A 23792-nucleotide genomic window follows, 5' to 3' on the forward strand; every position below is an offset into this window, starting at 1 on the left:
CAGGCGCGTGTCGCTCCCTGTAACACAATACAGTGAAGATGCACGTTATGACCCGCAGGTCACGCCGGTTTGCACGCTTTGCGATTATTGGCGGAGGGAAAAAACAAAATGCTGCCGCAGCAGGAGGGCGACGATCCGGCCGTAAAACAGCCGGATCGCGTGATGCATGCAGCTTAAACCACCAGTGTGAACCCCTTGCCGTCGAGATCGAGATTGGCGTTATAGGCTTCGTCCTGGGCAAAATGCGCCGCCCACTTTCCGGCCAGCGCGCCAAGCGCTGGTTCGGGAGCATTTACCACGCCTGAATGCACCACCTGAACATGCGGGGTCCAGACCGTCAGATAGCCCGCCTGCGCCGCCTTCAGGCACAGGTCGACATCGCCCAGAGACTCGGCAAAAGCCTCTTCGTCCAGCCCGCCCAGTGAGTCGTACAACGCTTTGGCAATCATCAGGCAGGCCGATGACACCGCGGAGTAGTTCTGCTCGACCACCAGCCGCTGCATATAACCGCGCGACGTCTTTGGCTCGCCAACGAAACCGGAACCGACACCGCCATTAAGTCCCAGAACAAGACCTGCCTGAGTAATGGTTCCTTCACGATCAACCAGACGGACCCCGACCACGCCCACTTCCGGACGTTGTGCCTGGTTGAGCAGCGACTCGATCCAGCCGACATTGACGATCTGGCTTTCGGCATCCAGCAGAATCAGGTACTCGCCCCTGGCTTCCTGGCTGACCAGATTGCGCAAGGCGGCCGTGCTGACACGCTGCTCGGCGCGGAATACGCGTACCCGGCTGGACAGCTGTTGCTGCTGATCAAGCCACGTCGATAATTCGGCAGAGGTGCTGGCGTTATCACCGATCAACACTTCATAGCGCTGATAGCGGGTGCGTTGCAGGATACTGTGCAGGCAACGCTGCAGTTCCGGCAGATTGTCCTGACTGTGGAGCAGAATCGAGACCACCGGCCGATGGGCATGGCGATAATCGATCTTGTAGGTGCCGGGCAACGCCGAGCTGACCTCAGCCTGATAACCCCGCTGCCCTAGATGACGCGTCAGCGCCTTTTGTTCGTCCTGATTCTCTTCAAGCTCGGGGGCATCGCAGATCAGTACCGGCTCGCTCAAATGCGCCAGACCGCTCATGCCGCCTTGCTCGATCAGGCGCAGCAGCAGGTCGAATTCCAGCGCCTTGGGAAACTCTCGCGAATAGCCGCCCGCCTCGACCAGCAGTTCGCGGCGAATCAGCCAGTGCCGAGCGGCCAGCGTCGGCACACTTTGCAGCAGATCGAGGTTGAAGCCCGGACGGAACAACGGCGCCAGGGTGCCGTTGGCTTGACGGTGAATTTCATCCACAGCAACGGCTCGGCACTGCCCGGCGTCAATCAGCTCGGCGCTGGCCAGCAGCAGACCGCTGCGGGTGAACTCTTCACCCGCCTGCGCCAGCATCAGCCAGTCGCTGGAAGCCTGTTTGACGACCTGATTGATCTTGTCGACATAGTTGCTTTCGGTGACTTTGACGAAGTGCAGTGTGTCGTTCAGGCTGGTGGTTGCCGGCAGATCACCGGTGGTGAATACCACGACCTTGAACGCTCGATAATGGCTGTTGATAAGGCTGTCGAAGGTTGCCTGCAGCTTGAACACGTCGGCGTCCAGATCAAGCAGCAAAATACCGATTTGCGAACCTGCTGGCCGACGCGTCAGCTGCGTGGTGAGCTTTTTCAGTTGTGCCGGTGCCGGATCACGCGCATCGAGCCAGTCGAGCAACTTGCCGGAAGGCATGCCACGCAACAGCTGACTGTTATCGAAAGCGGAATCAGCCTGCAGACGCTGGCCCCAGGCAACGATGCGCTCGGCGCGCTCGATGTCGTCCTCGTCCTCGGACTTGCCCAACTCATCGGCCAGACGTTGCACGACGCTGTGACTGAAGGAGTAGTGTGCATAGGCTTGCCACAGACGGCTCAAAAGCGACTCGGCGTCCGGATTGCTCTGTACGCGCAACAGCTCGGCCTGCTTCACCAGCACGGACTCCAGCCCTTCCATCTGCACCTGCCCTGCCGGCAAGAGATGGATCAGAAACTCGATTTGCGCCAGTTCGTCGAACAACGGCTGGTTGTAGAACGGCAGTTCAACGAACTGGCGAGGCTCGAACTGCGCATCTGCCTGCGTCAGGGCAACGTTCCACGCTGAACTGATGATTTTTTCGCCGCCCTGATACGGCTGGGTTTCGAGGCATTCAGCCATGGCTGCCAGGCCGGCCAGTACAGCATGCTCGCCCTGCTCACCTTGCAGATCGCGGCTATTGCCGAGCGACGAAACAATCAGGCGCGCAAGCGTTTCGCGCTCGGCTTTGGCCTTGGGGTCGATATGCTTGACTGCGCATGCAATGGCAGCGCCATAGCGATGCTCTGCCTCCTTGCCGGCGTTGACGTGCAACGCATAGGGAATGGGCAGGATGCGCAAGGCAGCAGCCGCAACCAGAAAGGCCATATGGCCGATTTCCTGCCAGTGCAGCTCGGTGCCCTCAGGCACTGACGTGAACCACTGACGCGCCAGCCCGGTCCGGGTCACGGCGTTGAGCAGTGACACGCTCTGACCCATGAAGCTCAGAAGCCGCTCGTCGGCCTGATCAGACGCGTAGTCCTCATGAACCTTGCGGTCGCGGCGGAAATAATCCACGTGATCGACGTAAGCCTGGTAACCCAGGCTATAGCCCTGGCAAGCACCGTAACGCTCGTTGCTTTCAAGGAAACTCACGGCCTCGGTCAGTGCGTCAGGCAGCAGGAAACTGTCGACCTGCGCGTACACCACAAAGGGCGTGGACACCTGCTTGAGGCCTTCTGCAATTCTGGCGCTGAGCCCGGTTTCACTGAGGGCGGCGTTGTGGATGTACTGCAGCCCGGCACGCTCCGCAAACTGCGCGTCGGGCGCAGGCGAGGCATCGACCACAATCACATTGCACGGATAACTGCCGTAGTACTTCAGCGCACGACGCAGGAAATCCGGCTGATTCTCGGCGAGCAACAGCAGGGTCAAACGCTGGCTCAACGGGGTGGTTTCATTTCCAGAATGGCTTTGCATGAGCTTTCCTTGATAGCGTGCCGATCGCGTCTCTAATCCTGGTGACCAGAAGAAACCCTGATAACCAAAAGACCCGGTCAACGCAAGAGCAAACAACACAGCTCCAGCCATCAGTGACTGGAGCGCATTAAACAGGTCGGGTCAGTCGGGCAACCAGCCGTTAGCCCAATATTGCAGGTTTTCTCCACGCAACATGAAATCGCGCAAGACGGTTTCGCGCAATTCGTCGCCCATACGATAGCTCGCATTGGGGTCTGACAGGTGCATGCGAATCGCCTGCAACCATTCTTCGGAGCTGTTGGTGTAGACCCGGGTAGCCGGCAAATGGCCCCGGTACGCCTCGGTGTCCGAACAGATGACCGGGTAGCCGCACGCACCGTACTCCAGCAGCCGCAGATTGCTCTTGCAGTCATTGAAGATATGAAATTCCAGCGGTGCCAGGGCCAGATCGAGGTTCAGGCTGGCCAGTTTGGCCGGGTAGGTTTGCAGGCTTACAGCTGTGTGATACTCATGAATGTAAGGCTTGAGCAAATCCGGGCACATGCCGAAGAACACCCACTCGACCTCATCGGCCAGTTCACGCACGACATCGACAATCAATTCCAGGTCGCCCCGATGACTGGTCCCGCCGCCCCAGCCGATGCGCGGCTTGCCGGAAGTGCGACGCTGGCTTTTGAGGCTGCTCCACAAGTGCGTCGCCAACATGTTCGGTACGACACGAATATCGCTGTGCATGCTCGACAGCACCTGAGCCAGTGGCTGGGTAGACACCACCACTCGGTCGCACAGGCCTATGCCCTTGCGCAGCATCTCGGCAATGTTGTCGGGCATGCTGCGCCGGTGCTCGTTGCGCTCGGGCACATCGATGATGTAGTCATCCAGTTCAAAAATGCGCATGGCACTGGAGTAGTTTTTGGCCAGAACGATGTCTTTGATCTTGGGTTCGGAATAACGCCCTTGAAAAACGATGACGTCCGGACGCTGGCGCTCGATCTCGACGGGCGTAGTCGACTCATAGGACATTCGGCCTACCACTCGCCCGGCTGTCATCAACTCAAGCAAGGGTTGGCTGACACGGTAGTGGCCTACCGCCGACGAGTTGACCAGCATGCCCAGAATCGAAGGCAGATGGCGGGTGCAGAACGGTTCCCAGCCCATTTGCAGACCTGGGTCAAGATCGAACGCCTGCACTTCACTGAGCTGAAGATTGGGGTTATAGGCCGGGTCCCGGGCCATTTTCGGCAGCCATTTTTCAAAGAACGATTGCTGCTCTTTATCCAGCGCCTGACGAGACGTTTCAGAGCGCTCGGCGGCGGCAGGCTCGGCCAATACCAGTGACGAATCGGGTGTGCCGACAATCAGGTAGCCGTCACGCCCGACCCGCATGCACAGGTCCAGATCCTGCAGCCCCTGAGTGAAGGTTGCTGCTTGCATGCCGCCTGCGTGGTCGAACACTTCCTTGCGGACCATCAGGCAATTGCCACTGACCGCGCTCCAGTTCTGTGTCAACTGCAAGCGCTGCATGTAGCTGCTTGAGCCTGTCGGATAATTGATGAAGGGCCGACCCGCCAGCCCGTCCATGCCCATCACCATCCCTGCATAGAGAATATTACCCTGAGGGGTAAGGATTCGTGGACCGACGATACCGACTTCGGGGCGCTGAGCATGATTGAGCAGGCCTTGCAGCCAGTCAGCCTGATGCAGCACGGCATGTGGGCTGAGCATGAGCAGATAATCGCCGTTGGCGTGCCGGGCGGCGAGGTTCTGGGCGCTGGCTTCGCTGCCGGGCTCGGTCAGCGCATAAATGCGCAGCTTGTCGCTGCCCAGCTCACTCATCGCGGCAAACCAGGCGCGGGTATCGGCGCCCTCGCTGGCGTTGTCGACGATCAGCACTTCAAAATAAGGGTAAGTCGTGTTGCTGAGCAGGCTTTCTACACAGCGCTCCAGGGCTGCCAGTTGATCCCGGGTGGTAATGATCACCGATACCAGCGGGCTTGTAGCATGCCGGTACTCGATCCGGTTCAGCAGTGGCAACTGATCATGGTGGATGACGTGCTCTCGGCCAATGCGCGAAAGATGGGCCGATACGACCGACTCGTTATGCTCGATCACCTGAGGCAGCGAAAGCCATTCAGCGTAGGTCAGGGTCGATTCAACCTGAACCTCGGCGATGTGTTCGACAGACTGAGGCCCGACGCCTTCCACCAGACGCCAGATGAAATCGTGCGGTGCCAGTTCGCCGTGCACAGGGTCGAAGCCGCCTGTGTCCAGCAGATTGCGGCGCTGGAACGCCAGCGTGCGGCCAACGTAAGGATAGGCCCGCATCAGGTCCAGGTTGAAATCAGGCTTGAAGATCGGCTCGCTGGATTTCCCATCGACCAGCGCGCCTTCGTCGCTGTAAATGCACAATAGGCCCTCGCTTTGCGCGACTCGCTCTGCCAGCACCAGCAGTGACGGCCGAGTCAGCCGGTCACCGGCACGCAGCAGATAAACCCAATCGGCGTTCTCCAGCAGCGGCAGCACTTCGTTCAGTTGGCGCGCCCAATCCGGCTGCAACGAGAAACGCAGCACCTGCGGATCGTCAACATCGGCATTGGTCAACACAACCACTGAATCAGCGGCGTAATCCTGCTCGGCAATGCTGCGCAGGGTGATATCCAGCCCTTCGGCATCGCCAAACGGGTCAACGACCACCGGAACGATGCGCGGCTGCCACGTCCAGTGTCCGATGCGTTTCTCGATCAGTTTTCTCTGCGGGGCGGTAAATTGCCGACACGACAGCCATTCAGTGTAGAGCTCGGCGTAGGTTTCGCTCTTGCTGCCCACCCTGCTGTGCATGACACCCTGACGACTGGCCATTATCCCGTAAATGCCGACCTCGTCCCACTCGCGGGGCTGCTCCAGCGCCTTGCGCAAGGGCAAAAAGCGCACCCAGCCCTGGGCCGGGGCCTGCTCACCGCTACGTGCCTTGAGCATTTCGCTCAGCCAGCCCCATTCAGTGGCGGCCTTTTGAATCACGTCGGGCTGGCCGCTGAAACGATCCGGGTGCCGGCGCTCGACGTTTTGAATAGTATGCAGCGCCACCAGGTTGCCACGGCGCAACAGGCATATGAACAGGGCAAAATCCAGCAGTGCGATAAACCCCTGTCCCGACTGGGCAATCGAAGGCAGGTACTCCATAACATCGGCCCGGCGTATCAGAGCAGCACTGAACCCACCCAGATAATTGCGTGGCGTACGCTCGAAAATCGCCAGCATGTCCTCGCCTTTGAACACGGCGTCGTAGGGCACAAGCCCGACGTTTTCCAGACGGGGTGGCAATACATAGTCATCGATGTCGACCAGATGTCGTCGGCCAACCACCAGACTCACGTCTTCATAGGCATCCAGAACGCCTGCCTGATTAGCGATGAAGTACGGAAAGAGGCGGTCGTCGTCACACAGAAACTTGATGTATTCGCCGCGCGACTCTTCAAGGCACTTCAGCAGATTGGCCTGGAACCCCAGCCGCTGCGGGTTGCGCACGTAACGCGCAAGGTTGCTGGATGCAGGCACCAGTTCGTCGAAAACGGCCTTGATTTCATCGGTGCGGCAATCGTCGCAGACAATGATTTCCAGGTTGTCGTAAACCTGATTCAAGGCACTTTGTAGCGCGGCGCGGAAGAACCGGGGATTGAGGGCGGGAATGACGATACTGACGAGGGGGACTGAATTCACTATTGCAGACTCGCGAGCGGCGGGAAGTTACCGGTCAAGTAACCTCCCTCACCGCTGAAATAAAGACGGCGGATGCTCAATGCCAAGGTTACAGCTGGCTGAACAGGTTCAGCTTGGACAACTGGACAAATACCTGCTGAGAGGCATCCAGCATAGTCTTCTGCAACGTCAATCGGGTGGTGGCCTCAACGATATCGGCGTTGACGTAGGTGCCTTGCTCAACTGTGTTGTTACCCTTGAGCAAATCGTTGGTCGTGCCCTGCGCCGTCGCCGCCAATTGCCGTGCGCCGCCGGCGGAGCGCGCTGTGGACGCCTGGTCGATGCTGCTGGCAATGTTGCCAAGCGCCGAGCCCAATGCGGCATCAAGCTTTTGCGAGGCAACCAGATTGCCGTCAGTCGGTGTCGACAACGCCTTGATCGCTGCGGTCAGCGTATTGAGGATGTTCTCGGTCTGGTGCGTGCCGGACTCCACGACAAACTGGTCACCGGCTGCTGGCGTACCGCTGACCGTAAAATTGACGCCCGACGCATTGGCCGTCGAACCGGTCAACGTGCCACTCGACACGGGTTTGCTGCTGCTGGTCACGGGCGACGCATACAGGTCGTAGGCAGTGGCACTGGTGAACTTGAGAATCGCACCATTGGGCGGAAAGGTGTTGTTGAACGCCGTGCGGTCAGCCGTTGTGTTGCCCACTGCCGAACTGCTGATAGTAGCGGCCGACGTGTTGCCCGGGCTGCGCGACGCCGAAACCGTGTCCGGCGTCGAGGCCAGTTCATAGCTGCGATTGGTCAGTGCAGTAGCGGCCGTTGCAGGCGTGGCAGATTCGGCAGCTGACAGGTTGATGTTCATGGTCAGCTCGACACCGCGGAAGGTGAAGGTCTGATCAGCGAACGAGCCATAGCTGAATTTACCGGCAGTTGACGCATCGGTCGTGACGTCGGTGCCGCTGGCATCGGTAATCTTGAACTGCGTACCGCTGAGGAACGTCATGGTGTACGGTTCGCCAGCCTGATAGCCCGAGTTGTAGGCGCTGGTGGACGTCACCTGACCGCCAGTCAGGCCAACCTTGCCGTCGTCGGTCGCAGGCGAAAGCAGGGTCGAGGACGTACGGGTAGTGTTGACGGCTTGCTCGAACGCTTCATAGCCTGTGGTGTTGCTCGGTAAAACCAGGCCATCACCAATCGCCAGATTGACGCTGGTCTGGTCCCCGCTATAGCTGTAAGTACCATCGGCATTCTGCGCGTACGGCGGAGCCGAAGACTTGGACCCGGCAAAAATATACTGGCCGTTGGAGTCCTGGCTGTTCATCAAGCCGAGAAGCTGGCTCTGATACTGCTTGAGTTCAGCAGCCTTGGCCAGGCGGTCGGAATCGGTGTAGGCACCGTTGCCTGCCGATACGATCACTTCACGGGCTGTCTGCATCGTATCAACGATGCTGGTCAGCGCGGTCTCGGAATTGACGATGTTGGTATTGATCGTGCCGATGTTCGACGCGTACTGGGTCAGCATTGAGTTCTGCTGAGCCAGTTGCAGGACACGTGCAGCGCCTACCGGATCATCGCTGGCGGTATTGAGTTTGATGCCGCTGGAGACCTCTTCACTGGTCTTGAGCACATTCGAATAAGTACGCTGATAGTTGGTGTTGGTGGATTCGTAGAACTGGGTAGTTGAGATCCGCATGGTTCACGACTCCTTAAAGGCTGTTGATCAGCGTGCTGAAAATGGTTTGGGCCGCCTTGATGATCTGCGAAGAGGCGGTGTAGTACTGCTGATACTTGATCAGGTTGGCCGCTTCTTCATCGAGCGACACGCCGGAGACCGAATCACGCGCCGATTTGGCCTGTGCAACGACGGCAGCGCTGGCGGTGACATCGCTCTTGCCCTGCCCTGCCAGCGTACCGACCACCGAGACCAGATCGGCGTATGCGCCGGACAGGCTGGTGCCCACGCCGCCGTTGGTGACGCCGACAGTCTTGGCCGTCTGCAACCCTACTACTGCCAGCGCGTTGCGGTTGTCCGAAGAGCCGGCACCCGTCAGGCCGATGCTGAACGTGTCATTGACCAACGGCGAACCGGAGAGGGTCATCTGCACTTCGAATGCCGTCTTGCCGGCTGGCGTGGTGGTGTTGTCGGTGTAACCGATGCTCAGCTTTACAGCGTTGCTCTGACCCTGAATGATCGTGCCACTTACCGCGCTGCCATTCTGGTCGAGCACGGGCGCACCACTGGCATTGATCAGCGTGTAGCTCTGCACACCGGTACTGCTGACCGCACCCATCACCAGCTTCATCGGCGCGGAGTCTTTGATCGCGTTACGCAGGTCAGACGTCTGAACGCTGTTATAGATGTCCGATTTGGTATTGAGCACTGGCTGCGTGAAGCCACCTGTACCCGAGTTGCTGGCCCCGGCAGTAGCGGTCAATGGCGCGGCGGCTGCAATGTCCTTGGGATCGGTCAACACCACCGAGATACCCGAGGCGCCGTTGCGTGTCGGAGTGACCTTGAAAACGTCGCCAGCAGCCAGCGCATTGCCATTGAGGCTGACACTGAAGCCATCGAACTGTTTGGGCGGGTTGTCAGTCAGCGCACCGGTGCCGACGCTTTCGCCGTTGGGCAGGCGACGAACCGTGAAGTTGGAGGCGTCGCTGAAGGTGACTTCATAATCGTCGGCGGTCAGTTTGCTGGTATCGCCAATGGTCACGTCCAGGTTGCCGGAACCGGCACTGTTGGTGGTCTTGCCGGTACTGCGCTGCGAAATGGCGTCGGCACTGTTGATGTTGGAATACAGGCTGGAACCGAAGTTGCCTTTGCTGTCGATGCCCTGGCTCATCTGGCTGTTGACCTGATCGGCCAGCACCATCGCGGCACGGCCAAGCTCATTGGTCGCAGGCACCAGCACATCGGAGCGATAGCGCAGCAGACCGCCAATCGAGCCACCGCTGATCACCGAGGTGACGTCAGTCTTGGTCTGGCCGTAAGCGATTTGTACGTTGTACTGCAGAGGATCGGCAGGGCTCGGGGTCGCCGACATGGTGTACGACGTGCCACCGCTGACCAGCGATTGGCCGGTGCCGGTGTAGATATCGTAGTTGCCGTTGTTCTCGATTACCTTGACACCCACCAGCCCGTTGAGCTGGCGCACAGTCTCATTGCGCGAATCGAGCAGCGAATTGGGCGTAGTGTTACCAGCCCCTGCCTGAGTGATCTGCTTGTTCAGGCTTGCCAGGGTCGTGGTCAGCTCGTTGACCTGTTTGGTGAAGGTGGTGAGCTGGGCATTGACGTTGTCATTCTGCGACGACAACTGTGAAGCGACCGAATTGAAGCGTGAGCTCAACGCAGAAGCCTGAGTCAGAAATGCCGAACGGTCCGACGACTGGGTAGCGTTGGTGGCAATGCCCTGCATCTTGGTGAAAAAGTCGGCCAGCTGCGTGGACACGCCAGTGGCGCTATCGGACAGCAGCGTATCGGTCTTGCTGGCCTGGCCGGAGTACGCAACCGCGTCGGCGCTCAGGGCAGTACTGGTTTGCAATTGGGCATCAAGGTAGCTGTTGTAGATACGACGCACGTCGGACAGCGTCGTACCGGTGCCTATATAACCGACACCCAGGCCGATATTGATCTGTGCCGAAGCCGTGGTCATTACCTGCTGACGCGAGTAACCGGCGGTATCCACGTTGGCCGTGTTGTTACCGATGGTGTTGATCGCGGCACTGCTGGCATTGATACCTGAGAGCCCAATTGAAATCAGCGACATGATTCAAAACCTTATAAAGTCGTGGAAGAGCCCGATGCAGCAGCGTAAGTCTGGTAACTCTTCATCTGCTTCGCGATCTGCGAAATCTTGCTGGCATAGTCCGGGTCAGTGGCGTAACCTGCCTTCTGCAATTCTTTTACAAACTGTTCCGGTTTATCGGCCGAATTGACCACTTCTTTATACCGATTGTTGTTCTGCAGCAGGCTGACCAGGTCATGGAAGCTGTCGGCGTAGGAGTCGTAGGAACGGAAATCCGTGGTCTCCTTGACCATCTTGCCGTCACGGAACTCGCTGGTAATGGCACGCGCTTCAGCGCCTTTCCAGCTACCCGCTGCCTTGATACCGAACAGGTTGTGACTGCTGCTGCCATCCTGCTGACGCATGATCGACTTGCCCCAGCCGGTTTCCAGCGCAGCCTGCGCCACCAGCATCACTGGATCGACGCCGATGCGTGCGGCTGCTTCCTTGGCCAGCGGCAGCATGGTCTCGACAAACTGATCGGCGTTGCTGAATGCGCGCTTGGCCGGTGCCAGCGGTGGCTGGGCCATGGAACGCACGTACTCAGGCGCGGGTGCCAGGTTGGGGTCGAGCGTCCAGTCGCCGTTGTTGCCATTGCTGCTGGCGGTTGCGCGAGCAGGTACCGGGCTGTTGCTGACGGCTGCGGTGGCGGAAGGCACGATGCCGGCCAGCAATCGGTCGGTGAGTTTGGTTGGCAACGACAGACGACGCGAGTTGAGCGCCGCCATGTCATTGCGCCCATCACCAGATGCCGAAACTGCCGCAGCCGCCTGATCTGCCGCCGCCGAGCGCGTGGCCCACAGCGGACGCTGATAGACACTGGTCGCCAGCCCGGTTTTGGCCGGGGTTGCATCGGTGGTCGTTACAGGCGTGGCCGTCGTATCGGTCGGTGCTGCGTGCTGAATACCCTTGTCCTTGGACAGTTGACGCATCAACACGTCCTGCAAACCGATGCCGTTGCCACGGGTGGACAGGGTGACCGCCAATTGCTGGTCATACATGTCCTGATACTGGCGCGTCGCCGGGGTGTTCATCGGGTTGTCCTTGGCCAGCACTTCGTTGGCCGAGCGCATGGCCTTGAGCATCTGGCTGACGAACAGCGACTCGAACTCGCGAGCCACCTTCTTCTGGTTTTCCACACTGTCCTTGTCGCCATGCTTCAGCGACGCCAGACGGTTGACGTCGGTGTAGGCACCGGAGTCGACCGCTGACGAAATTCCGCTCTTGGGCATATCCATGCTCGAGTCCTCAGATAACTATCAGATCGGCTTGCAACGCGCCGGCCTGCTTAAGGGCTTCGAGGATGGCCATCAGGTCGCCGGGCGCAGCGCCCACCTGATTGACCGCACGAACAATCTCATCCAGCGTGGTGCCTGGACCGAACTTGAACATCGGGTGTAGCTCCTGCTGGGCATTGACCCGCGAACGCGGCACGACCGCCGTCTGACCACCGGACAATGCGCCCGGCTGGCTGACAATCGGGTCTTCGGTAATGGTCACGGTCAGGCTGCCGTGCGTTACCGCAGCGGGCGAAACCTTGACGTTCTGACCGATCACGATAGTGCCGGTCCGCGAATTGATGATGACCTTGGCAGCGGTCTGGCCCGGGTCGACTTCCAGGTTCTCCAGAATCGACAGGTAGTCGACACGCTGGCCCGGATCAAGCGGCGCGGTCACACGTACCGAGCCACCGTCCAGCGCCTGAGCAACACCAGGACCAAGCAGCTCATTGATCTTGTCCACAATCCGCTTGGCAGTGGTGAAGTCGGACCGGTTCAGGTTAAGGGTCAGGGTATTACCCTGATTGAAGCCGCTCGGCACCGAGCGCTCGACCGACGCACCACCGGGAATACGGCCCGACGACGGAACGTTGACAGTGATTTTCGAACCGTCACGGCCTTCCGCGTCAAAACCGCCGACCACCAGGTTACCCTGTGCGATGGCGTAGACATTGCCGTCGACACCCTTCATCGGCGTCATCAACAGCGCACCACCGCGCAGGCTCTTGGAGTTACCGATCGAGGAAACGGTGATATCGACCGTCTGACCCGGCTTGGCGAACGCTGGCAGATCCGCGTACACAGCAACTGCTGCAACGTTTTTCAACTGCACAGTGCCGGAACCGGACGGCACCTTGATGCCGAACTGCGACAGCATGTTATTGAACGTCTGCAGGGTGAACGGGGTCTGGGTGGTCTGGTCGCCCGTACCATTGAGACCCACGACCAGACCGTAACCGATCAACTGGTTGGCCCGCACGCCGGAGATGCTTGCGATGTCCTTCAGACGCTCGGCGTGAACGCCGAACGCTGTGGACAACAACAAGGTCGCCACTATCAGTTGCTTGAGCTTGATCATGTTTATCCCGCTATCAGAAAGGGAACAACGGGCTGAGGAAGAACCGGTCGAACCAGCCTGGCTGGCTGGTATCGGCAAAGGCTCCAGTCCCCGAATAGGTAATACGTGCATCGGCAATACGGGTGGACGACACTGTGTTGTCGGTGGCGATGTCATCAGCCCGAACCAGACCGGCAATCCGCACCAGCTCGTCACCGGTATTGAGGGTCATCCACTTCTCGCCACGCACCGCCAGAATGCCGTTGGGCAACACATCCGCCACGGTCACAGTGACCGAACCGGTCAGGCTGTTGCTCTGTGCGGCCTTGCCATCACCCTTGGTGGTCCGCGCGCCGGTGTAACCGGCGTTCAGGCTCAGGTCGTTGCCACCAATCGGGTTGTTGGTGGTCAGCCCCGAACCGAACAGCGAGGTCAGACCAATACTGTTGGTGCTGTCCTTGGTCATGGCCGAAGTGGCCGCCTTGCTGGCTGCCATACGCTCGGAAAGCGTGATGGTGATGATGTCGCCGATACGGAAAGCCTTGCGGTCGCCATACAGGTTCTGCTCGAAACCGGCTTGATAGATGGCACCATTGTTGGCAGCGGCCGACATGGGTGTACGCGGCAACACCGGAGCGTAATAAGGGTCATTGGGCTTGGCCGTCGGCGCAACGCAGCCAGACAGCAGGGTGATCCCGCACAATGAAGCGATCAACACTGAAAAACGCGGAACACTAAGGCGGTTCATGACACTTGAAACCTCGCGGTGTAACAGGCGCTTATCAGGCGCCCCATCGGATTGAGCAGTTTTACGAGCGACAACATCAAACACTTACAGGTTCTGAGTCAGGTTCTGCAGCATCTGGTCGGCGGTCGAGATCACTTTGGAGTTCATCTCGTAAGCACGCTGGGTGGTGATCATGTTGACCAGTTCCTCAACGGTGCTGACGTTGGAGTTTTCCAGGGTGTTCTGCAGGGTCGGACCCAGGCCGTTGAGGCCAGGCGTGCCGATCTGCGGCGCGCCGCTTGAACCGGTTTCCAGATAAAGGTTGCCGCCGATGGCCTGCAGGCCGGCCGGGTTGATGAAGTCAGCGGTCTGGATGTTGCCGATGATCTGCGGTGTGGCGGTTGCACCGGCCAGCGTGACGGAAACAGTACCGTCCTGACCGACTGTGAAGGTCTGGGCGTTCTGTGGAACGACAATCGCAGGCTCAAGAGCGTAGCCGTTGGCAGTCACGATCTGGCCGTTGGCGTCCAGGTGAAAAGTACCGTCGCGGCTGTAGGCAACAGTGCCGTCCGGCTGGGTCACCTGAAAGAAACCACGACCGTTGACCGCCAGGTCCAGCGGGTTGTTGGTGGTCTGCAGGCTACCGGCTGTGAAGTTCTTCTGCGTACCGACAATGCGCACACCGGTACCCAATTGCAGACCGGATGGCAGCTCGCTGTCCTGAGTGGACTGGGCACCCGGCTGGCGTTTGATCTGGTAGAGCAGGTCCTGGAACTCGGCACGATCACTCTTGAAACCTGTGGTCGAAACGTTCGCCAGGTTGTTGGAGATAGTGGTCAGGTTGGTGTCCTGAGCGGCAAGGCCGGTTTTAGCGACGTATAGTGCAGGAAGCATGTGTGTTCTCCTCAAGCGCCGGTTTGTCGGCGCAAGCTGTCATTGATTAGCCAAGTTGCAAGACGCGAGCCATAGACTGATCGTCTTCTTCGGCGGTCTTCATCATCTTGACGTGCAATTCGAATTGACGGGACAAGGCCAGTACCGAGGTCATTTCCTCGACCGCATTGACGTTGCTCGCCTGCAGAAAGCCGGACTCGACCTGAACGGTGGCATCTGCGTCGGCAGGCCGACCGGTCTTGGTGTGGATCAGGCCATCGGGGCCTTTTTCCATGGTCTTGAGGTCAGGCTTGACCAGCTTGATACGGTCGACCTGCGCCATCACCTGTGGGCTTTCGCCGAGTGAGCGAATGCTGATTGTGCCGTCGGCACCGATCTCGATCTGCTGCTGAGGCGGCACGGCAATCGGACCGCCATTGCCCATTACCGGCAAACCGCTGCCGTCGCGCAACACACCCAGGGCATCGATGTTCATGCCGGAGCTGCGGGTGTAGGCTTCGCCACCATCGGGGGTCTGCACTGCAATCCAGCCATCACCTTTGACGGCGATGTCCAGTTCACGGCCGGTCTCAACCATGGCACCGGCGGAAAAGTCGGTCCCCGGACGTTCGCTCATCGCATAGGCACGCGACGGCATGACCTCGCCAAACACCGGCATCGAGCGGGCCTGTTCAAGGTCACGCATGAAACCGTTTGTTGATACGTTTGCCAGGTTGTTGGCGTGAGCCTTCTGCGCGATCGCGTTTTCGGATGCACCGCTCATTGCGACGTAAAGCAACTTGTCCACAGTCTTCCTCCTCCGACAGACGCTTGCCGCCTGTAGCTGTTCTGAAAGGGTTAAAGCAATTTTTGAACCAACTTGTCAGGCTCGATACAAATGCCTGATTAACCAGCAAAAACCGGCATTCGATGATGCCCTTCGGGCAAAGCGCCGCCCAATAGCGGCGGAGGACTGCCGCCTGCCGATCATCAAGCAGCGAGCACCGCCAAAAAAACTTCATTGGTATGGGCTGACAAGCGGATCGACAGTGATAATCTTGCCGACACCGCAGCCCTGAACGGGAACCCTCATGCTTTTTCGTGCATGCATTGCCGGCATCGCCAGCGCGAGCCTGATGACCCTCGCCCTCCTCGCCCAGGCCGCCCCCGCTCACTATTACAAATGGCAGGGCGACAGCCGGATTGTCTGCGCCCAGACCAGCCCCGGGCCTGGCTGGACACGGCTGAAAGGTCACTTCATCAAATCCGACTGCTCAATCTGATCAGGTCGACTGAATCAGCGTCTGCATCACGGTCGCCTCTGTCGATATGGCTTTGGAGTTGGCCTGATAAGCCGTCTGCGCCTGGATGAGAGCAATCAGCTCATCAGCCAGGACGACATTGGACCCCTCCAGCCCGTCGCCAATGAGGCTGCCAAGCGTGCCGACGCCCGGCACATCGTAATCGGCAACGCCAGAGTCGGCGGATTCGGTCCAGCGCGTATCACTGCGCGCCTGCAACCCCTGCGGATTGGAGAAGCTGGCGAGTATCACCTGACCGATATTCTTGTTCATGCCATTGGTAAACCCGGCACACAGGATGCCATCGCGCCCCACGCTCAAGCTGCTCAACTGCCCCGCCGCATGGCCATCAACATGCGTGGAAGAACGCGAACTGGCGGCGTTGTGCTGCAGCAGGTTGGTGAAGTCGATCGTAATGCCCTTCGCACTGCCAGCCGCACCGTTGGGTACCCATTTTTCTGGCCCTGTGACCCGCTCGGCAGGCATGGCCGGTGTCCAGCCGGTCAGTTGCAGACCGTTGCTATGGGTACTCGCAAAACCAGGGCCGCCGGTCAATGACTGTACCCAGCCGCCAGAATCAAACACGATGTTTGCAGTCAGCGGGTCGGTGGAATCAGGCATCTGCGGGTTGCGGCCATCAATCAGCGCATGAATGCGCCAGCTGTTGGTGCCGTCCTTCACGAAATACTGCTTCAGCTCGTGCTGATTGCCCTGGCTGTCGAAAATCGCATTGGCAAACATATCGCTGTACGTCTTCAGGTCCGATGGATCGAACGCCGGAACCGGGCGATCCATCAACGCATCACCAGGATCAAGCATGCTGATCGATCCATTATTCAACGGCAGCGACACTGTGCCGCCATTGGCAGCGCCGTTACTGACCCAGGCACCATTGACCTCTTCAGCCGGCCGCCAGCCTTGCAGGGCAAATTCGGTATCCGAGATTTTACGAAGGTGCTGGCTATTGCCGCTGTATGACAGCGATCCGTTCGGTCTTTGCTCAAGGGTTACTTGCAACGGTGCCACGCTGTTCGGGTCCACCGGATTACGCCCATCGATCAGCACATACATGGACCACTGACTGTCGCCGGTCTTGACGAAATACTGCTTCAGCTCATGATCCGCCGCAGGCACCGCAGTGGCTCCTGCTCCAGACCCCGCATCCTGAATGGTACGGCCAACGACCCGCGTGTAGGTCGCAGGATCGGCCGGGTCGAAGACCGGCAAGCGCGCGAGCGAAGGCAGCGAGGCGTCCAGGTTGATGTTCTCGGCAACCCGCGTGGTGGCTCTGGCCGATACATTCGATGTATCAATCTGCAAGTCGGTACGCAACCCGCGCTTGATCTCGCCCTGCTCGTTTGCCGCATAGCCTTGCAATCGTCCACCCTCGCTGTCCACAACGAAGTTCGCCGCGTCCTTGAGGAACGCTCCGGCACGGGTATAGGCAAGAGACCCACCGTCACTCACCACAAAAAAGCCGTTGCCCTGAATACGCATGTCGAGCGGATTACCCGACGTGGTCATGCTTTCGCCCTGATTGAAGTTTTGCTGCATTGAAGCAAGACGTACGCCATCACCTACAGCATTGCGACCACTGCCCAACTGGCTGGCTGAATACAGCGCCGAGAACTGCGCACGCGACGACTTGAACCCGATAGTGCCGGAGTTGGCAATATTGTTACCGGCCACCTCCAGCCTTTTATTCGCGGCATGAATGCCGCTGATCGCGGTATTGAACGACATGAAAACTCCTTTACCCCAAAGGGCAACTCATAGAGGAGTTTTGATTCTCACATCATCGCGCGTAGGAGATTTCCAAGTACATTGACTGAACTTTCTGCAAGTTTAATTAAACTCGAGCGTGCATCACCTTGTAAAAAACAACCAAAAAAAAGCCCCTTCGAAAAGGGGCTTTATTTAACGCTCTACACTATCAAGTCATCTGAATAGTGGTTTGCATGATGGTGCTTTGAGTGGAGATAGTTTTGGCGTTCGCCTGGTAGTTGCTCTGCGCCTTGATCAGGTTGACCAGCTCCATGGTCAGATCGACGTTGGACTCTTCCAGCGCCTGACCAGTGATGTAGCCGAGGGTGCCCGATTGCGGCGTGCCGCTGACCGGTACGCCCGAAGCGAAGGTTTCACGCCAGTTGGTGCCACCTGCCTGCGCCAGGCCTTGCACGTTGGCAAAGTTGGTCAGCGAGGTCTGCCCGATCACTTGGGATTTGCCGTTGGTGTAGGTCGCGAACAGGTTGCCGGTTGCATCAACGCTCATCGCACTGAGCTGGCCAGTGGCGTAACCGTCCTGGTCCTGAGTGATCAGGCCCGACACCGACGCGGTCTGGGTAATACCGGCCATGTTCAGTTTGATGGAGGCACCCGTAGCACCGTTCGCGCCCCAGCTGGCGGTCGTGCCGGTGCCGGATTGCACACCTGGTACCCAGTTGGCGACAGTAAAGGTGCCATCAGTGTTGAACTTGATGTTCGCACTGTCGGTCGGTACGGTGCCCGGCGCTGCGACGACCAGATTACCCGAGGAGTCGAATGTCAGGTCGTTCTTGTCGGCCGTAGTAGTGGTCGGGTCGGAAATGCTGCGACCGTCCATCAGCGAGTACATGGACCAGGTGTTGGTGCCGGTCTTGACGAAATACTGATCCAGCGTATGCGCGTTACCCTGAGTGTCATAGGTCGGCGTGCTGTACTTCATGTTGTACGACTTGGTGTCAGTCGCGTCGAACGTAGTGAGCGACGGCAAGGCAGTGGTCGAATTCAGGTTGGCAACGTTGGTAATGGCGGTGGTTGCCTTGGGCTGAAGGTTGGACGAATCCACCCGCAGGTCGCTCAATGCACCGGTTACCACACTGCCGTTGGCATCAACGTTGTAACCCTGCAACTTCATACCGCCGCTGTTGACGACGTAGCCTTCCTTGTCGGTGTGGAATGCACCGGCACGGGTGTACAGCTTCTCGCCGTTATTGCTGAGCATGAAGAAACCGTTGCCGTTGATGGCAAGGTCGAGGCTGTTGGCAGTACCGGTAGTCAGGTTGCCCTGCGAGAACTGCTGGGAAACCGCTGCGGTTGTTACGCCACTGCCCACATTGGTCTGGCCGGAAGTGCCGCGAATCGATTGAGCGTATTGATCGGCAAACTCCGCGCGCGACGATTTGAAGCCAGTGGTCGCAACGTTGGCAATGTTGTTGCCGGTAACGTCGAGACTTTTGTTTGCAGCATAGAGCCCACTAAGGCCGATATTGAAAGACATGTTTCACTCCTGCGCCTGGTAGGCTCTACAATCCGATGGTTTGAACTTTGGACAGGGCAACACTGCCGCTGGCCAGATTGAGCATTGTTTCTGCACCATTCACACCCAACGTGACGCTGTTGACCGTGGCAGGCAGGTAAGTCGAAAGCTGTGTGTTCTTGCCGTCAACCGAGCCTTCAGCCTTGAAGGTGTAGTTGCCCGACGCAAGCGCTGTACCGTCGCTGTCCGTACCGTCCCAGGAAAAGCTGGTGGTGCCGACTTTCTGCGCGCCCAGCTCGACGGTGTCGACCAGATTCGATTGCGAATCGTAAACCTTGATACTTGTCGCCGTAGTGGCGCTCGGAATAACGATCGAACCGGTCATACCCTTGGTGGTATCCACGGTGGTGGAGCTCGAATCGATGATCACCGAGCGACCTACCAGCGACGATGCCTGCAACGCCTGGGACGACTTGTAACTGGTTGCAATCGTGTCAACCGTCGACGTCAGGTTCTGCATGCTTTCAAGGCTGCTGAACTGTGCCAGCTGGGCCACGAACTGCGTGTTGTCCTGTGGGTCCAGCGGGTTCTGGTTCTTCATCTGCGTCACGAGCAGCTGCAGGAACGCGTCCTTGCCCAGCGTACCGGTGGAATTCGTCGCGGTCGGCGTCGGATTCTGCAGTGTGTTCAAGAACGTCGATGAGACGCTGCTTGCTGTGGTGTTATCGGCCATAACGTTCGCCTTCTATCACTGACCGAGGGTCAGAACCTTCTGCATCATGGATTTAGCGGTGTTCATGATTTCGGCGTTGGTCTGGAAAGACCGGCTGGCAGAAATCATGTCGGCCATTTCTTCCACGACATTGACGTTGGGGTAGTAGACATACCCGTCCTTGTCAGCGGAAGGATGATTGGGCTCGTAACGTGCTTCCAGGTTCGAGCTGTCTTCGATGATGCCGTTGACCTGAACGCCCTGCCCGGCTTCGCCCTGATCCTGGAACAGCGAACCGCCTGTGGACTGCTGACCCTGCATCACGGTGGCAAACACCGGGTGACGGGCGCGGTAGGTCTGGTCCATGCTCGAAGACACGGTCTCGGCGTTGGCGATGTTACTGGCCGTAGTGTTCAGACGCGTGGTCTGGGCACTCATGGCGCTACCGGCAATGTTGAACACATTGGCTAGTGACATGAATTATTCTCCGCGAAGGGCTGCAACCAGCCCCTTGAACTTGCTGTTGAGCAATGTGAAGCTGGCCTGAAAGCCCATGGCGTTCTCGGTGTAGCTGGCCTGCTCGACCTGGGAATCGACGGTGTTCTGGTCCAGCGAAGGCTGCGACGGGGTGCGATACAGCAGCGTCCCGTCATCATTGCCCATGCCTTCGGCTTCGATATGGCGGCTGTTGGTCTTGTTCAGCGCGAAATGACCGTTCTGCACCTTGTCGTTTTCGGCAGCCAGCACCGACGAGAAGTCCAGATCGCGAGCCTTGAAGTTCGGGGTATCGGCGTTGGAGATGTTGTTGGCCAACACCTCTGCACGCTGAGCCCGGAAGTTCAGAGCCTTTTCATGTATGCCTAGCGCTTTATCGAAGCTGATGCTCATTTCGGGAAACCTTTGCCGGTTGACCTGATTCTGTTGTTACTGACAAAGCAATCGGCGTGCCATGTTGCAAAAGCCAATGATTGCGGGGGCCGCAGGCGGCGGCGAGGCGGCAATGCCAGAAAAGCGGCAAGGCATTTCCGCTGTGGGAGGAGAAAGCGGCAAGCGGGGTGCCGTTTTTTTGCCAGTGTCGACTTGCCGCCTGACAATGGCGGCACTTCATCATTGCCTCATTCGGACGCCCAATAAAAAAGAGACCCGAAGGTCTCTTTGACGACTGAATCAGAGGCCAAGCTCACTTAACCCAGGGTGGTCATCAGGTCGCCGCCCCAATGGCCAATGGTATTTGCGCTCGGACTCGGCGATCGGCAAATCGTTGATGCAGGCAAAGCGCCGCTGCATGAGGCCGTTTGCAGCGAACTCCCAGTTTTCGTTGCCACACGAACGGAACCAGTTGCCAGAGTCGTCATGCCATTCATAGGCATAGCGCACGGCTATGCGGTTATCGGTAAATGCCCAGAGCTCCTTGATCAGCCGGTAGTCCAGTTCCTTGCGCCACTTGCGTTCCAGAAAGGCCTGAGCCTCTGCGCGGCCATTGATGAACTCACTGCGGTTACGCCAGTAGGTGTCTTCGGTGTAGGCCAGCGCAACTTTCGCCGCATCGCGAGAGTTCCAGCCATCCTCGGCGCCACGGACTTTCTGGACAGCCGTCTCCAGGGTAAAGGGTGGAAATGGCGGTCTTCCTTTATCACTCATCTCAGCGTCCTCAGAACGGTTTATAGGGCAGAAATTTTCCATCAAGGGTGATCACGGCTCGCTCGCCCCCTTCCGGATCTTCGACTTTCTTGATGTCGAGCTTGAAGTTGATTGCGCTGATGATGCCGTCGCCGAACTGCTCATGCACCAATGCCTTCAGCGTTGTGCCGTAGACCTGAACCATTTCGTGGAAGCGATAGATCGTCGGGTCACTGGAGACGTCTTCGACATTGCCGCGCAACGGGATGGTTTGCAGTTCGGCGACCGCGTCCCTGTCCAGCCCGAGACGCTCGGCGACTACCTCGGCCACCGCTTCCGGCAATGGGTGCTGACCGAGCAATGCAGCCGTGACATACACCACGCTCAACCCCGTACCTTCTGCAAGCCCTGCCCACGTCAGGTTCTTTGCGGTCTTGGCCTGCAGCACACGTTCAGTCAGATTCTGGCGCGGTGCTCTGGAAATGTTGCTGTGCGGCATAGGTAACCCTCCGGAATGAATTCATATCAATCACAGCATCGGCAACTATCACCATAAGATCCAAGACTGATTTATGATCATCGCCATAATCCTGCCTTATGGTGATGCCGTGCTGTTACGCCATATACGTTATTTGCTGGCAGTCTCCGACCATGGCAATTTCACCCGGGCGGCCGAGGCCCTGCATGTCTCGCAACCGGCGTTGTCGCAACAGATCAGGCAGCTGGAAAGCAGCCTGGGTGTGCAACTGTTCGACCGCACCCGCCGCAGCGTCGTGCCGACCGATGCCGGCCGCGTGTATCTGGACCACGCGCGTCGTTGCCTGCTTGAGCTGGAGGCCGGGAAGCGTGCGCTCAACGATGTCAGCGATCTGTCACGCGGACAATTGCGCCTAGGTGTCACGCCAACCTTCAGTGAATACCTGATAGCGCCGCTGATCGACCGCTTCAGCGCGCTGTACCCCGGAGTGGCGATAATCCTCACAGAGCTGCCTCTGGAGCAGATTACCGAGGCATTGATCAATGACGCGCTCGATCTGGCCATTGGTTTTGCCGGCAGTCATGCTGTCGAGATAGACAGCCAGCCTCTGTTCGATGAACAACTGTGCCTGGTCATGGCAAAACCTGCCCCCGATAAGCAGACCGCGCTGACACTTGAGGACCTGCAAACGCTTCGCTTTGCCTTGCTCGCCCCCGGATTCGCCACTCGCCAGCTGCTGGATGCCTGGTGCCAGACGCAGAATTTCAAGCCTGCGGTCAACCTGGAGGCGAACTCGATCGCCATTTTGCTCAAGGTTGTTGCCCAGGGGCGTATGGCAACCATTCTTCCCGATGCCATCGTTCGCGAGCAGCCCGGGTTGCGCGAAGTTCAGACGACCCCTGCCCTTCCTGGGCGGACGGTTGCGCTGCTGCGGCGTAAAAACGGCTACCAGAGCGCCGCCGCCAACGCTTTTGCCAAACTGGTGAGTAACAGTACGCAAACATGAACCGATGGGCAGACGATCGAAGCTGTTTTCAGCCGCGCACAAAAAAAGAGACCCGAAGGTCTCTTTTTTCATCGCAGGCAACTGACAGACCGTCACTTGGCCTTATAGATGATCCCGGGGCTGCACTGAACCATCTGATAGTGATCCGGCAAACCATTGAGCGCTTCGGAAGCCCCCAGAAATAGGTAGCCGCCTGGCTTGAGCGTACCGTGGATGCGCAGCAGGATGTCCTTCTTCACTTCAGCGGAGAAGTAGATCAATACGTTGCGGCAGAACACGATGTCGAACTTGCCCAGCGAGGCGTAGCTGTCGAGCAGGTTGAACGAGCGGAACTCCACACGGCTCTTGATCGGCGTCTTGACGACCCAGCGACCTGGACTTTTTATATCAAAGAAACGCTGCAGACGATCCGGCGACAAGCCGCGGCCGATAGCCAGACTGTCGTACTCGCCGGTCTTGCAGTTGTTGAGCATTGCGCCAGACAGATCGGTGGCAACAATCTGCACGCCCGATTTGAGCTGGCCCTGATTGGCGCGCTCGAACTCATCAATCGACATCGACAGCGAGTACGGTTCCTGGCCCGATGAACAGGCCGCCGACCAGATGCGCAGTCGCTGACCAGGGCTGGCCTTGATCTGCTCGGGCAGCACTTTGTTCTTCAGCACTTCGAACGGATAGGTGTCGCGAAACCACAGGGTTTCGTTGGTGGTCATCGCATCGACAACCTGTTCGCGCAACCCGCTGCGCGGCTGGGTCTGGATGCGCTGAACCAACTCGCCAAGCGACTTGATGCTTTGCTGCTCCATCAGTTTGTTGAGGCGGCTGGACACCAGATACTGCTTGTTTTCCCCAAGCAAGATGCCACAGGCTTTTTCCAGAAATACCCGGAACTGATCAAAATCCAAATTACCCGTAGACAAGGTGCCGCCT

General features: G+C 58.5%; 19 protein-coding genes. 2 read left to right on the forward strand and 17 right to left on the reverse strand.

Annotation, left to right across the window (positions count from 1 at the left end; genetic code table 11):
• Positions 1 to 173: 173 nt before the first annotated feature.
• From AC4ANE_RS18400 to AC4ANE_RS18440, 9 genes are all read right to left on the reverse strand, one after another.
• On the reverse strand, positions 174 to 3080 hold the full coding sequence (locus AC4ANE_RS18400) for a glycosyltransferase (RefSeq protein WP_002554303.1): 2907 nt from the start codon (positions 3078 to 3080) through the stop codon (positions 174 to 176).
• A 141-nt stretch (positions 3081 to 3221) separates the two neighbouring features.
• Positions 3222 to 6797, reverse strand: a complete 3576-nt coding sequence (locus AC4ANE_RS18405) for a glycosyltransferase (protein WP_031595794.1) — start codon at positions 6795 to 6797, stop codon at positions 3222 to 3224.
• An 88-nt stretch (positions 6798 to 6885) separates the two neighbouring features.
• On the reverse strand, positions 6886 to 8478 hold the full coding sequence (locus tag AC4ANE_RS18410) for a flagellar hook-associated protein 3 (RefSeq protein ID WP_002554305.1): 1593 nt from the start codon (positions 8476 to 8478) through the stop codon (positions 6886 to 6888).
• 13 nt (positions 8479 to 8491) lie between these two features.
• Positions 8492 to 10552, reverse strand: a complete 2061-nt coding sequence (flgK, locus tag AC4ANE_RS18415; RefSeq protein WP_002554306.1) for a flagellar hook-associated protein FlgK — start codon at positions 10550 to 10552, stop codon at positions 8492 to 8494.
• Positions 10553 to 10563: 11 nt separating this feature from the next.
• Positions 10564 to 11808: a flagellar assembly peptidoglycan hydrolase FlgJ gene (flgJ, locus tag AC4ANE_RS18420; RefSeq protein WP_002554307.1), complete on the reverse strand. Its 1245-nt coding sequence runs from the start codon at positions 11806 to 11808 to the stop codon at positions 10564 to 10566.
• A 10-nt stretch (positions 11809 to 11818) separates the two neighbouring features.
• On the reverse strand, positions 11819 to 12928 hold the full coding sequence (locus AC4ANE_RS18425; protein WP_031595793.1) for a flagellar basal body P-ring protein FlgI: 1110 nt from the start codon (positions 12926 to 12928) through the stop codon (positions 11819 to 11821).
• A 13-nt stretch (positions 12929 to 12941) separates the two neighbouring features.
• Positions 12942 to 13655: a flagellar basal body L-ring protein FlgH gene (flgH, locus tag AC4ANE_RS18430; RefSeq protein WP_002554309.1), complete on the reverse strand. Its 714-nt coding sequence runs from the start codon at positions 13653 to 13655 to the stop codon at positions 12942 to 12944.
• Positions 13656 to 13739: 84 nt separating this feature from the next.
• The gene (flgG, locus tag AC4ANE_RS18435; RefSeq protein ID WP_002554310.1) at positions 13740 to 14528 is read right to left on the reverse strand and encodes a flagellar basal-body rod protein FlgG; all 789 of its coding nucleotides are present in this window, start codon (positions 14526 to 14528) and stop codon (positions 13740 to 13742) included.
• A 46-nt stretch (positions 14529 to 14574) separates the two neighbouring features.
• On the reverse strand, positions 14575 to 15315 hold the full coding sequence (locus AC4ANE_RS18440) for a flagellar basal body rod protein FlgF (RefSeq protein WP_004658719.1): 741 nt from the start codon (positions 15313 to 15315) through the stop codon (positions 14575 to 14577).
• 283 nt (positions 15316 to 15598) lie between these two features.
• Between AC4ANE_RS18440 and AC4ANE_RS18445 the strand changes: the two genes are divergently transcribed.
• The gene (locus tag AC4ANE_RS18445; protein WP_005754776.1) at positions 15599 to 15790 is read left to right on the forward strand and encodes a hypothetical protein; all 192 of its coding nucleotides are present in this window, start codon (positions 15599 to 15601) and stop codon (positions 15788 to 15790) included.
• On the opposite strand, the gene AC4ANE_RS18450 is transcribed toward AC4ANE_RS18445, so the two are convergent.
• The 7 genes from AC4ANE_RS18450 to cynS form a co-directional block, all read right to left on the reverse strand.
• Positions 15791 to 17551 carry a flagellar hook protein FlgE gene (locus AC4ANE_RS18450; protein ID WP_002554313.1) on the reverse strand — a complete coding sequence of 587 codons (1761 nt, stop codon included), beginning with the start codon at positions 17549 to 17551 and terminating at the stop codon, positions 15791 to 15793.
• 190 nt (positions 17552 to 17741) lie between these two features.
• Positions 17742 to 19067, reverse strand: coding sequence for a flagellar hook protein FlgE (gene flgE / locus AC4ANE_RS18455; RefSeq protein WP_002554314.1), 1326 nt, complete (start codon positions 19065 to 19067; stop codon positions 17742 to 17744).
• 25 nt (positions 19068 to 19092) lie between these two features.
• Positions 19093 to 19779: a flagellar hook assembly protein FlgD gene (flgD, locus tag AC4ANE_RS18460; protein WP_002554315.1), complete on the reverse strand. Its 687-nt coding sequence runs from the start codon at positions 19777 to 19779 to the stop codon at positions 19093 to 19095.
• Positions 19780 to 19794: 15 nt separating this feature from the next.
• Positions 19795 to 20235, reverse strand: coding sequence for a flagellar basal body rod protein FlgC (flgC, locus tag AC4ANE_RS18465; RefSeq protein WP_002554316.1), 441 nt, complete (start codon positions 20233 to 20235; stop codon positions 19795 to 19797).
• 3 nt (positions 20236 to 20238) lie between these two features.
• Complete coding sequence (flgB, locus tag AC4ANE_RS18470) at positions 20239 to 20646, reverse strand: flagellar basal body rod protein FlgB (protein WP_002554317.1); 408 nt, start codon at positions 20644 to 20646, stop codon at positions 20239 to 20241.
• Between the two features lie 279 nt (positions 20647 to 20925).
• Positions 20926 to 21399, reverse strand: a complete 474-nt coding sequence (locus AC4ANE_RS18475) for a nuclear transport factor 2 family protein (protein ID WP_002554318.1) — start codon at positions 21397 to 21399, stop codon at positions 20926 to 20928.
• A gap of 10 nt (positions 21400 to 21409) precedes the next feature.
• Positions 21410 to 21877, reverse strand: coding sequence for a cyanase (gene cynS / locus AC4ANE_RS18480; RefSeq protein WP_004658714.1), 468 nt, complete (start codon positions 21875 to 21877; stop codon positions 21410 to 21412).
• Positions 21878 to 21950: 73 nt separating this feature from the next.
• Here cynS and cynR point away from each other — a divergent pair, with 73 nt between their 5' ends.
• Positions 21951 to 22862 carry a transcriptional regulator CynR gene (gene cynR, locus AC4ANE_RS18485; RefSeq protein ID WP_002554320.1) on the forward strand — a complete coding sequence of 304 codons (912 nt, stop codon included), beginning with the start codon at positions 21951 to 21953 and terminating at the stop codon, positions 22860 to 22862.
• Positions 22863 to 22954: 92 nt separating this feature from the next.
• Here the strand turns inward: cynR and cheR are convergent, their stop codons facing one another.
• A complete protein-coding gene (gene cheR, locus AC4ANE_RS18490; RefSeq protein WP_002554321.1) occupies positions 22955 to 23782 on the reverse strand; it encodes a protein-glutamate O-methyltransferase CheR in 828 nt (275 codons plus the stop codon).
• Positions 23783 to 23792: the final 10 nt, after the last annotated feature.

This window comes from Pseudomonas sp. Pme6b (assembly GCF_058129925.1).